Source organism: Streptomyces sp. T12 (assembly GCF_028736035.1).
GTDB lineage: Bacteria > Actinomycetota > Actinomycetes > Streptomycetales > Streptomycetaceae > Streptomyces.
Genome location: NZ_CP117866.1, coordinates 9979685 through 9991733 on the forward strand (window position 1 = coordinate 9979685; position 12049 = coordinate 9991733).

At 71.8% G+C, this 12049-nt stretch carries 9 protein-coding genes; 6 read left to right on the forward strand and 3 right to left on the reverse strand.

All coding sequences use genetic code 11. The features are described 5' to 3' along the window. Positions 1-2 precede the first annotated feature (2 nt). The gene (locus tag PBV52_RS44730; RefSeq protein WP_274247137.1) at positions 3-1628 is read right to left on the reverse strand and encodes a PucR family transcriptional regulator ligand-binding domain-containing protein; all 1626 of its coding nucleotides are present in this window, start codon (positions 1626-1628) and stop codon (positions 3-5) included. A gap of 243 nt (positions 1629-1871) precedes the next feature. Here PBV52_RS44730 and PBV52_RS44735 point away from each other — a divergent pair, with 243 nt between their 5' ends. The 4 genes from PBV52_RS44735 to PBV52_RS44750 are packed head-to-tail and all read left to right on the forward strand — an operon-like array spanning position 1872 to position 7618. Then, entirely contained in the window at positions 1872-3140 is a 1269-nt protein-coding gene (locus tag PBV52_RS44735) for an aspartate aminotransferase family protein (protein WP_274247138.1), read from the forward strand. Next, positions 3137-6040, forward strand: a complete 2904-nt coding sequence (locus PBV52_RS44740; protein ID WP_274247140.1) for an FAD-binding and (Fe-S)-binding domain-containing protein — start codon at positions 3137-3139, stop codon at positions 6038-6040. Before PBV52_RS44735 ends, PBV52_RS44740 begins: the two co-directional genes overlap by 4 nt. Continuing rightward, complete coding sequence (locus tag PBV52_RS44745; RefSeq protein WP_274247141.1) at positions 6037-7476, forward strand: NAD-dependent succinate-semialdehyde dehydrogenase; 1440 nt, start codon at positions 6037-6039, stop codon at positions 7474-7476. Before PBV52_RS44740 ends, PBV52_RS44745 begins: the two co-directional genes overlap by 4 nt. 52 nt (positions 7477-7528) lie before the next feature. Continuing rightward, positions 7529-7618, forward strand: coding sequence for a cupin domain-containing protein (locus tag PBV52_RS44750; RefSeq protein WP_274247142.1), 90 nt, complete (start codon positions 7529-7531; stop codon positions 7616-7618). A 162-nt stretch (positions 7619-7780) separates the two neighbouring features. On the opposite strand, the gene PBV52_RS44755 is transcribed toward PBV52_RS44750, so the two are convergent. Continuing rightward, positions 7781-8524 carry an IclR family transcriptional regulator gene (locus tag PBV52_RS44755; protein ID WP_274247144.1) on the reverse strand — a complete coding sequence of 248 codons (744 nt, stop codon included), beginning with the start codon at positions 8522-8524 and terminating at the stop codon, positions 7781-7783. A gap of 269 nt (positions 8525-8793) precedes the next feature. Next, positions 8794-9540, reverse strand: coding sequence for an IclR family transcriptional regulator (locus PBV52_RS44760; RefSeq protein ID WP_274247146.1), 747 nt, complete (start codon positions 9538-9540; stop codon positions 8794-8796). 285 nt (positions 9541-9825) lie between these two features. On the opposite strand from PBV52_RS44760, the gene solA reads away from it, so the two are divergent. Continuing rightward, positions 9826-10965 (forward strand): N-methyl-L-tryptophan oxidase, encoded by a 1140-nt coding sequence (gene solA, locus PBV52_RS44765; RefSeq protein WP_274247147.1) that lies wholly within the window; start codon positions 9826-9828, stop codon positions 10963-10965. Next, positions 10962-12029, forward strand: coding sequence for a succinylglutamate desuccinylase/aspartoacylase family protein (locus tag PBV52_RS44770; protein WP_274247149.1), 1068 nt, complete (start codon positions 10962-10964; stop codon positions 12027-12029). The genes solA and PBV52_RS44770 overlap by 4 nt, the downstream gene beginning before the upstream one ends. The last annotated feature ends 20 nt before the right edge of the window (positions 12030-12049 follow it).

A 12049-nucleotide genomic window follows, 5' to 3' on the forward strand; every position in this document is an offset into this window, starting at 1 on the left:
CGTCAGTTGGCTCGCATCACGTCGAGGGCGGTGAGGGCGACGTGGAGTTCGGTGCGCTGGTCGCCCGATTCGAGGTCGCGGGCGAGGAGGCGCTCGATGGTGCGCAGGCGTTGGTACATCGTCTCGCGGGAGAGGCCGCCACGGCGGGCGGCGGTGGTTTTGTTGCCGGCCGCGTCGAGGTAGTGGCGCAGGGTCGTCAGCAGGTCGGTGCCGTGCTGGGTGTCGTGGTCGATGAGGCGCCGTAGCCGGCGTTCGGTGTAGTCCTGGATCCGGGTGTCCTCGCGGAGGGCGTACAGCAGGCGGCGCAGGCCGATGTCGGACAGTTCGTGGAAGGAGCGGTCCGGGGGGAGGGGCTGGCCGGGTGGGGTGGCCTCGGCGACGCGGGCCGCCTCGCGGAAGGAGCGGGCGGTGTCGGTGAGGTCCGTGACCTCGGAGCCGGCACTCACGACTGCTCCCGGGGCCAGGCTCAGCACTATGCCCGACAGGCGCTCGACGATGGGACGCGAGGGCTGGGAGGTGCGCAGAGCCAGCAGGATGCCGAGGCGGTCGGGGGTCAGTTCGCCGACGAGGGCCGGGATGCCTGCCGTCCTCAGTTCCTGCAGCAGACGGGACTCCGTCTCGGCTCCCCCCTTCCCGGCGCGCAGGTCCGCCAGGGTGGCGACGAAGCGGCTTCGATCGGCCGGCAGGCCCAGCGCCGAGCAGCGGGCGAGGGCGTCATCCGCGGAACGGTGGCGCTGTTCCACGAGGTCGAGCAGGGCGTTCCGGTGTGCGGTGCGTTCCCATGGGGTGGGGTGGATGAGGCGCGCGACGGTCAGTGCCATCGCGGTCCTCTCCAACAGGGTGACGTCCTCCGGCCCGAACGCCGGTCCGTCGGTGCGTGCCGGGAGCATGGCCACGCGACCCCAGCGCTCGCCCTGGTACTCGACGGAGGCGGTGAGCCAGCCCTCCGGCCCGCGGGTCGCTGCGCTGTCGCCGGGCTCGGTTGCCCTGGAGCGCTGTTCCCAGTCGGCGAGTGCCTCCTCGACGGTGAGCCCGGACGGTTCACAGATCAGGGCCTGGTGCACCAGGTTCTCCAGGACGACCGTGCGGCCGCTCATCTCCGCCGCCGCACGCAGCACGTCCTCCGGGCCGGCGCCGCGCAGGGTCAGGGCGGTGAATGCCTCGTGGATGCGGTGGGTGCGGCGCATAGCGTCCGTCTGGTTGCCGAGCAGCAGGGCGTGCACGACCTGGGTGACCTCCAGGAAGTTGACATCCTTGGCGAGGGTGACCAGGGGGAGGCCGCGCAGGCGGCAGGCGTCGACGAGTCCGTCCGGCGGGCGGTGGTAGCGGCGTACGAGTTCGATGACCAGCGCCGCGGCCCCGACGTCGGCGAGTTCGTCGACGTACCGGCGCACACCGGCCGCATCCTCCGGAAGCGGCATGCCGGTCGTGAGGACGAGTTCGCCGCCCTTGAGGAAGGACGCGGGGTCGGTCAGTTCGGTGATGTGGACCCATCTGACCGGCCGGTCCAGGTGGGGCACGCCGGTCACGACCTGGGGTTGTCCCGCGGCCAGGACCGGAAGGGCCAGGACGTCGGCCACGGTGAGCGCACGGGTGGGCCCATGGCCGGCCGGGTGGTTGTCGTTCACGGCGTCTCCATGGGTTCCCTGCCGAGCACGGGCCCAGCGCCCGGGAGTACCCGGCCACTTTGACAAGCGGCGCTGACCAGCGCAAGAGGGGTCCGTGAGCGGGGGCCCGGCATGTCCCGGGGAGGCTGACACATCGTCCGGATGTCGCGTCCCGGCCGGACAGATCGCACATTGGCGCACCCCCAGCCCGCGGACATGCTCGGGATACCACAGGAGACCGAACACCGAGGCCGGGAGACGAACATGACCGCACTGTCGCCGCACCTTCGCCAGGCCACGCCCGTGGTGGCGGCCCGGGGCGAGGGCGTCCACCTCTTCGACCAGGACGGCCGCCGCTACCTCGACTTCACCGCCGGCATCGGCGTCACCAGCACCGGGCACTGCCACCCCAAGGTCGTCGCTGCGGCCCAGGAGCAGGTGGGCACGCTGATCCACGGCCAGTACACGACAGTCATGCACGAGCCGCTGCGCCGCCTCGTCGACAAGCTCGGCGAGGTGCTGCCGACCGGCCTGGACAGCCTGTTCTTCACCAACTCCGGCAGTGAGGCCGTCGAGGCGGCGCTGCGGCTGGCCCGCCAGGCCACCGGCCGGCCGAACGTCATCGTCTGCCACGGCGGCTTCCACGGCCGTACCGTCGCCGCCGCCTCTATGACGACCTCCGGCACCCGCTTCCGCTCCGGTTTCTCCCCGCTGATGAGCGGCGTGGTCGTCACTCCCTTCCCGTCCGCCTACCGGTACGGCTGGGACGAGGAGACCGCCACCCGCTTCGCCCTGCAGGAGCTCGACTACACGCTGCAGACGATCTCCTCGCCCGCCGACACGGCCGCGATCATCGTCGAGCCGGTGCTCGGCGAGGGCGGGTACGTGCCCGCCAACTCCGCGTTCATGGAAGGACTGCGGGAGCGGGCCGATCGGCACGGCTTCCTGCTGATCGCCGACGAGGTGCAGACCGGCGTCGGACGCACCGGCCGCTTCTGGGGCCACGACCACTTCGGCGTCACACCCGACATCCTCGTCACCGCCAAGGGCCTGGCCAGCGGCTTCCCGCTGTCGGGCATTGCCGCCTCCGAGGAGCTGATGACCAAGGCCTGGCCCGGCTCGCAGGGCGGCACCTACGGCGCCAACGCCGTGGCCTGCGCCGCGGCCTGCGCCACGCTCGACGTCGTACGCGATGAGAAGCTCGTCGAGAACGCCGAGGCGATGGGCAAGCGGCTGCGCCAGGGCCTGGAGGCGGTCGCCGACCGGACGCCGGGCATCGGCGACGTGCGCGGCCTCGGCCTCATGCTCGCCACCGAGTTCGTCACCGAGGACGGCAGCCCCGACCCCGAGACCGCCGCCCGCGTCCAGCGCGCCGCCGTCGAGGAGGGCCTGCTCCTGCTGCTGTGCGGCGCCTGGAACCAGGTCGTCCGCATGATCCCGGCGCTCGTCATCGACGAGACGGCGGTGGACGAGGGCCTGCAGGCGTGGGCGACCGCGGTCGAGGCCGGCACATCGGGAGCGGCACGGCGATGACGGGCACCACCACGGCCCTGGAGCCGCTGGTCGCGCGGCTCGCCGAGACCGCTCCCGGCCTGCGGGTGGAGACCGGCCCCGGCTCCACCGGTCTCTACGCCTACGACGCCTCCAACTACCGGGTCCCGCCGAGGGCCGTGGTCTTCCCCCGCAGCGCCGACGACGTCGTCGCGGTGCTGCGGGCCTGCCGCGAGGCACACGTTCCCGTCACCGCACGCGGTGGCGGCACCAGCATGGCGGGCAACGCCGTCGGGCCCGGCGTCGTGCTGGACTTCTCCCGGTACATGAACCGCATCCTGGACATCGACCCGGTGGACCGCACCGCGCGCGTCGAGGCCGGAGTGATCCTGGACGCGCTGCGGTCCGCGACCGCCCTGCACGGGCTCACCTTCGGCCCCGACCCCTCCTCGCACAGCCGCTGCACCATCGGCGGCATGATCGGCAACGACGCGTGCGGCAACCGATCCGTGCGGCACGGGCGCACCAGCGGCCACGTCGAGGCACTGGAGATCGTGACGGCCGACGGCGTGCGGGCCGTCGCCGACCGCACCGGACTGCGGGCCGCCGACCCGGACGACACGGACGCCGTCCGGCGGGTCGCCGCTCTGGAAGCGGACGTGCGCCGCCTGATCGACGGCAATCTGGCGTCGATCCGCACCGAGCTGGGCCGGGTACCGCGCCAGGTCTCCGGCTACCAGCTGCACCACCTGCTGCCCGAGCACGGCTTCGACATGGCCCGCGCCCTGGTGGGCACCGAGGGCTCCTGTGCGGTCGTCACCGCAGCGACGGTCCGCCTGGTGGCGACCGCACAGGCTTCCACCCTGCTCACCCTCGGCTACGACGACGTGGTCGACGCCGCCGAGGACGTCCCCGAGATCCTGCGCTGGAACCCCACCGCCGTGGAGGGCATGGACGAGGCGATCGTCGCCACCATGCGTGCCCGGCGTGGCCCGGACTCCGTCACCGGCCTCCCCGAGGGGCGTGCCTGGCTGTACGTCGAGCTCGACGGCGACGACCAGGCGGCCGTCGACGCCCGCGCCGACGAACTGCTGGACGTGCTCAAGGCGCAGGGCCGGATGACCGGTGGGCGGGTCGTGCACGGTCCGGCCGAGCGGCGCTCGCTGTGGCGGGTCCGCGAGGACGGGGCCGGGCTCGCCGCCCGGCTCGTCGACGGCTCGGAGTCCTGGCCCGGCTGGGAGGACGCGGCCGTCGCGCCCGAGGATTTGGCCGCCTACCTGCGCGACTTCCGCAAGCTGCTGGCCGCGCACGGCCTGACAGGCGTGCTGTACGGCCACTTCGGCGCGGGATGCGTCCACGTACGCATCGACTTCGACCTCGCCACGGACACCGGCCGGGACACCACCCGCCGGTTCCTGACGGAGGCCGCCGCCCTGGTCGTCGAGCACGGCGGAAGCCTGTCGGGCGAGCACGGCGACGGGCGGGCCCGGGGCGAGCTGCTGGAGGTCATGTACAGCCACCGGCTGATCCGGGCGTTCGCCGACTTCAAGGAGATCTTCGACCCCGAGGGGCTGCTCAACCCCGGCGTCATCGTGGCCCCGGCCCCCCTCGACGCCGACCTGGCGCTGCACACGCCCTCCGAGGTGCTGCCCGTCGACACGCTGTTCTCCTTCCCGCATGACGAGGACGGCTTCGCGGGAGCGGTACGCCGCTGCGTCGGTGTCGGCCGCTGCCGCAGCGACGCCGGCGGCGTGATGTGTCCCAGCTACCGGGCCACGGGGGAGGAGAACGACTCCACCCGCGGCCGCGCCCGCCTGCTCCAGGAGATGGTGCGGGGCGGAACCGTCCAGGACGGCTGGCGCTCCACCGAGGTCCGTGACGCCCTCGACCTGTGCCTGTCCTGCAAGGCCTGCTCCAGCGACTGTCCGGTCGGCGTCGACATGGCCACGTACAAGGCGGAGTTCCTGCACCAGCACTACAAGGGCAGAGTCAGACCCCGCTCCCACTACTCCTTGGGCTGGCTGCCCCTGACGTCCAAGCTCGTCGGATACGCGGCCCGCCCGGTGAACGTGCTGCTGCGCGGCCCCCTCGGGAACCTGCTCGCACGCCTCGGCGGCGTGACCACGAAACGCCGGATTCCTGCCTTCGCCTCCCGGCAGGCACTGCGCCGGGCCCTGCGCACGGCGAGGACCGGCGAACCGGCGAAGACGCTGCTGTTCGTGGACAGCTTCACCCGCGCCTTCCGCCCCGAGGTGGCCGGGGCGGCGAGCCGCGTACTCGCCGACGCCGGCATTGCCTGCACGGCGGAGGACGACCTGTGCTGTGGCCTGACCTGGGTGAGCACCGGCCAGCTGTCGCTCGCGCGCCGCATCATGGCCCGCACGGTCGCCCGCCTGGACAACGGCGACGACCGGCCCATCGTCGTGGCCGAACCCAGCTGCGCCGCAGCCCTCAAGCGTGACGTGCCCGAACTCCTCGGCACCGACGCCGCCCGGCGCGTCGCGGCCCGCGTCCACACCCTCACCGGAGCCCTGACCGACCTCGCCACACCCGGCTGGCGCCCGCCCGCGCTGCCGGACGACGTCGTCCTGCAGACCCACTGCCACGAGTACGCCACCTTCAAGGGCCACCACCCCCGCGACCTGCTCGGCCGCCTCGGCGTACGGAAGGTCGACGAGGCCGAGGGCTGCTGCGGACTCGCCGGCAACTTCGGCTTCGAGGAACAGCACTACGACACCTCGATGGCTGTCGCCGACCTCGCTCTGAGGCCACGCCTCGACGACATCGACCCGCGGACACCGGCCGTCGTCGTCGCCGACGGCTTCAGCTGCGCCACCCAGATCGACCACCTCGCCGGAGACCGGGGCATCCGCGCCCTGCACCTCGCGGAACTGCTCGACCCCGCCGCCCACCGACCCGGACAACCAGGAGAGAACTCATGACCGACACACCCACGCAGTTGTTCATCGGTGGCGACTGGGTGGACGCCGCGGACGGCGCCACCATGCCCGTCGACGACCCTGCCACCGGCGAGGTCCTCTGCCACGTGGCCGACGCGGGCCCGAAAGAGGCCAAGCTCGCCGAGGAAGCGGCCGTGCAGGCGCAGGGGGAGTGGGCGCGTACGGCACCCCGGGTGCGCAGCGAGATCCTGCGCCGCGCCTACGAGATCATCATCGAGCGCACCGACGAGCTCGCCCACCTGATGACGTCCGAGATGGGCAAGCCGCTCGCCGAGGCCAGGGGAGAGGTGGCGTACGCGGCCGAGTTCTTCCGCTGGTTCTCCGAGGAGGCCGTCCGTATCGACGGCGGCCTCAGCACCCTGCCGGACGGCCGCAACCGGATGTTGCTCTCCCGCCGTCCGGTCGGCCCCTCCCTCCTCATCACCCCCTGGAACTTCCCCCTGGCCATGGGCACCCGCAAGATCGGCCCGGCGGTCGCCGCGGGCTGCACGATGGTGCTCAAGCCTGCCCCGCAGACCCCTCTGTCCAGCCTGGCTCTCGCCGCGATCCTCAAGGAGGCCGGGCTGCCGGACGGCGTGCTGAACGTCGTCACGACCTCCCGTGCGGGGGAGGTGTGCGAACCGCTCCTGCGCGGCGGGCGGATTCGCAAGCTTTCCTTCACCGGTTCCACGGGCGTCGGGCAGCTGCTGCTCGCCCAGAGCGCTCAGGCGGTGGTCCGGACGTCGATGGAGCTGGGCGGCAACGCGCCGTTCGTCGTCTTCGAGGACGCCGACCTGGACAAGGCGGTGGACGGGGCGATGGTCGCCAAGATGCGCAACATGGGCGAGGCGTGCACGGCCGCCAACCGCTTCTTCGTGCACGGCTCGGTGGCGCAGGAGTTCGGGCGCCGGCTGGCCGAGCGGATGGGCGCGCTGGTCGTCGGCCCGGGCACCCGGGACGGCGTCGACGTCGGCCCGCTGATCGACAGGACGGGGCGCGCCAAGGTCGAGGAGCTGGTCGCCGACGCGGTGCAGCGCGGCGCCCGGGTGCTCGTCGGCGGCAGGACGCCCGAAGGCCCCGGCTGCTTCTACCCGCCGACCGTGCTGGCCGACGTCGATCCCGCAAGCCGCCTGATGGACACGGAGATCTTCGGCCCCGTCGCCGCGATCCTCACCTTCGACGACGAGGACGAGGTGATCCGCCGGGCCAACGACACCCCCTGGGGCCTGGTCGGCTACGTCTTCACCGAGGGCCTCGACCGTGCCCTGCGGGTGAGCGAGCGGCTGGAGGTGGGCATGGTGGGGCTGAACACGGGTCTCGTGTCCAACCCGGCCGCACCCTTCGGCGGCGTCAAGCAGTCGGGGCTGGGCCGTGAGGGGGGCCGGGTGGGGATCGACGAGTTCCTGGAGTACCAGTACCTCGCGGTGCCCGTGCGATGAAGGTGGTCATGCCCTGGCTGCTCCGCATCACGCACCGTGACGGGCCGCCCGCGTGGGCGACAGCTTCGTCATGAAGCCGGGCTTCGTCGGTGTCTGGAAGACCATCGAAACCGTGCGCAAGATCTACGTGATCGTGAAGTGATGCCGATGGGCGACGCCCGCCTCCGCGTCGGCGATCTGCCCGGTGACAGCCGCTGGCGGGTTGAGCTTGCTCAACCGCGTCCAGAGCGGGGAGGGAGCGGGACCGGGTCGGGTTGGGAGTGCGGCCGTCAGCCGGGGTGAGGACCCGGAGCCGGGGCCGTCGTCAGGCCAGGTGCCGGGCGGTGATCTCCGCCGCCGCCTCGGCGACCAGCCGACCCAGCTCGGGCAGCCGGCCGGGCTCGAAGCGGGAGTCGGGCAGGGAGACGGCCACGGCGGCCAGCGGTGTGTCCTCACCGTCGAGCACGGGTGCCGCGATCGCGCAGACACCCTGCAGGTACTGGTTGTGGTTGACGGCGTAGCCACGCTCTCTCACGCGGTGGAGCTCCGCGCGTAGTTGCCCCGGGTCGGTGATGGTCTCCTCGCCGTAGCCCTCCAGCGTTCCCGCGGCGACCTCGTCTATCTCGGACTTCCGCAGGTGGGCGAGGACGGCGTTCCCGGTGGCGGTGGCGTGCAGGGGCGAGGTGTCGCCGATGGCGTGGAAGGTGCGTACGGCGTGGTCGCAGTCGACGCGGTCGACGACGACCATGCCGTGCAGGGCGTCCGGCACGGACAGGTGGATGGTCTCGTTCAGTGCGTCGCGGAGCCGGATCATGGGTTCGCGCGCGGCGGCGAACAGGCTGGAGCCCTGCAGGGCGGCCGGTCGTACGGCCAGGACGCGGGCGCCGATCTCCCATCGGGTGGTGTCCCTGCGGTTGGCGCGCAGCCAGCCCGCCTCGTTGAGTGTGACCAGGGTGCGCTGCACGGTGGACTTCGGCAGCCCGAAGAGCTTCGTCAACTCCCCGACAGTCACGGGTTGATGTCGGGCGACCGCCTCCAGAACCCGTAGCGACCTGGTCACGCTCTTCATTTCCATTCGGTGCCCCCTCAGACCTGTGGACCTGGTTCTCACTTCTTGACTCCAGCACGGAGTCACGGTCATGATCCGTGCCGGATTCTAGCATAGCGTGCCACAATACGGCACGATGCTTGGATTCGGCCGATCAGCGGACCGGCCTTGAGGTGGGCCCCGGCCGGGCACAGGGCGGTGGCTGCAGTGATGCAAAGCCGAGGGCCGGCTCGCGCGCTGATGCGTGCGAGCCGGCCCTCGGTCGACGGCTTGCGGGCCGTCGTCTGCGTTCAGGCGCCCAGGCGGCGCTGTGCGATCTCCGCGGCTGTGTCGGCGACGAGGCGGCCCCAGCTGGGTGCACGTTCACTGTCGTACCGTGCCTCGGGCATCGAGGCGGCGATGGCGGCCAGGGGGGTGCCGTCCTCGTCGAGCACGGCGGCGGCGACGGCGCAGACTCCCGGCCGGTACTGGTTGCGGTTGACCGCATAGCCGTCGGTGCGGATCCGGTCCAGCTCGGCACGCAGCTCGTCGGGCTCGACGGGCGTGGAGTCGCTGAACCGCTCCAGACCCGCCGCGATGAGCTCTTCGACGTCCCGCCTCGGCAGGTGGGTGAGGATGGCCCGTCCGACGGCGGTGGCGTGCAGAGGTGAGGTGTCGCCGATCGTGTGGAAGGTGCGTACCGCCTGATCGGAGTCGACGCGGTCCACCACGACCATGCACTGCAGGGCGTCCGGTACCGACAGGTGGATGGTCTCGTTCAGTGCGTCGCGGAGCCGGATCATGGGTTCGCGCGCGGCGGCGAACAGGCTGGAGCCCTGCAGGGCGGCCGGTCGTACGGCCAGGACGCGGGCGCCGATCTCCCATCGGGTGGTGTCCCTGCGGTTGGCGCGCAGCCAGCCGGCCTCCGCCAGCGTGACCAGGGTGCGCTGCACGGTGGACTTCGGCAGTCCGAAGAGCTTCGTCAACTCTCCCACGGTCACGGGCTGATGCTGGGCGACCGCCTCCAGGATCCGCAGCGATCTGGTGACGCTCTTCATTTCCATCCGATTTCCCCCTGTTAATCCTCAATATTGTTGCCGGACACCCTCTTGACTCCCGTCTGAGCCACTGCCATTCTCTGTGCCAGATTCTAGCACAGCGTTCCACATAGTGGCACGGCCCTCCGAGGGATCCCCCCGAAGCGAGCCGGACTGCGAGAGACGCGGCGGTCAGCGAGCCGCAGGCCCACAAGAAGAGCCTGGCTCCCGCCCAAACCATCTCGAATCGAACAGCCTCACGTCGACGGCCCAGCATGCGCCTCGGCGATACGAAAGGAAAGTCCTGTGTCAGCTGCCAGGAAGCGCGTCGCGGTGGTCGGCGTCGGAACGATGGGCAGCCAGGCCGCCTGGCGGCTGGCGGCCCGCGGCGCCGAGGTCGTCGGATACGACCGCTACGCACCCGGCCATGACCGCAGCGCCGCCGGCGGCGAGTCCCGGATCTTCCGCAGCGCGCACTTCGAGGACTCCCGGTACGTCCCGCTCCTCAAGCACGCCGATGCCCTCTGGGAGCAGCTCCAACAGGAGACCGGCCGCGAGCTGCGCCGCCTGACCGGATGCCTCCTGATGGGGCCCACCGAGCACCAACAGATGGCCACCGTTCTTCAGTCCATCGCCGAGCACGACCTGGACCACGAGGTGCTGGACACCGACGACCTGGCCAAGCGGTTCCCGCAGTACCGGATCGAGGACGGCGACGCGGCCGTTCTCGACCGCCGTGCCGGGTTCATCCGCCCGGAGCTGACGATCCAGACCGCCGCCCGCCGCGCCGAGCAGTTGGGCGCCGTGATCCACCGTTACAGCACGGTCCGGGAGATCGTCCCCGTCGGCGACGGCGTGGAGATCCGCACCGACTCCGGCAGTGAGCGCTTCGACACCGCCGTCGTCACGCCCGGCCCCTGGGTCAACGACCTGTTGCCCGACCTGCCGTGGGAGGTGGAAGTCCGCCGCCTCGTCAGCGCCTGGTACGTGCCCACCGCCCCCGACGCCTGGTTCGGCGAGGAGCGCCCGGCGTTCATCCGTACGGCACCCACCCACTGCTACGGCCTGCCCTCCCCGGACGGCATCTCGGTCAAGCTCGGACTGTCCCGCGCGCTGCACCGGCTCGCCGGCGACCCCAACCAGCTGGACCGCACCGTGCGGCCGGATGAGCTGGAGATCTTCTCCGAGCTGATCGGGCGTCACATGCCCGACCTGCATCCGGACCCGACGCGCCTCTCCGTCTACATGGAGGGCTACACCGAGAGCAGCCGCCCACTGGTCGGCCCGCTGCCCGGCGCCGAGAACGTCATCCTGCTCGCCGGCTTCTCCGGCCACGGCTTCAAGCTCTCGCCCGCCTTCGGTGACATCGCCGCGGACCTCGCGCTGGACGGCGCCTCGCCCCAGCCCATCGACTTCCTCTCCACCGTCGGCCGTACGGAGGCATGACCATGCACGACACCACGCTCTCCGTCGGCACCCTGGTCGCCGAGCCGGGCACCAAGGCACGCGGCACCGTCCGCGCCGACCTGGGCACCCTCACCGTGGACATCCCGCTGACCCTCGTCAACGGCGCCCGCCCCGGCCCCCGGGTCGTCATCACCGCGGGTGTGCACGGCGGCGAGTTCCCTCCCATCGACGCCGTCGTGCGACTGGCGGACGGGCTGGAACCCGGCGAGGTGCACGGACAGCTGATCATCTGTCCGGTCGCCAACCCTCCCGCCGTGTACCAGGGGCGGCTCAACATTTCCCCGGTCGACGGCGTGAACCTCAACCGCGTCTTCCCCGGCGATCCGGTCGGCGGCCCCACCGAGCGGCTGGCCGCCTGGCTCTTCACCCACCTGGTCGACGCCGCCGACGTCTACATCGACCTGCACTGCGGCGGCATCGACCAGGTCCTGCGGGACTTCGTCGGCTACCGCCTCACCGGTGAACCGGACCTGGACAAGGCGACGGCCGAACTTGCAGGCTCCTTCGGTATCGAGGACGTCATCCTCGGGCTGACGCCCGAGGGCGGCAACAGTCATGCGGCCGCCGCCCGCCGGGGCGTCTCGGCGGTCCTCGTCGAGGTCGGCCAGCTCGGCCAGCGGGACGAGGCCACTGCCCTCCGCCGCGTCCACGGCCTGCTGAAGGCACTTCGCCATCTGGGCGTCCTCGACCAGGACGGTTCCGCCCCGGCGCCGATCCGCGCATGGGTCTGGTCCGCCGGCGTCACCGCCGAGGCCACCGGCCTGTGGTACCCGGAGTTCTCCTTCGACGCCGACGTCATCGGCGAAGTCGCCGAGGGCGACCTCCTCGGCCGCATCGTCGACCCGACCGACGGCACGGAGTACACCGTCCACGCCCCGGCCGACGGCCGGATCTTCTACGGCATGCACGGCCTCACCGTCGCCCCCGGCGCCGAGCTCGCCGCCCTCGCCATCCCGTGGGACCCCGACACGGCCGCGCGGGCCGACACCCTCCGGGCTCCCGGTCTGGGCGCCGGATCCGACGAGGCGGATCCCCGCCCCTAAACCCCATTTCAGCCGCCCCC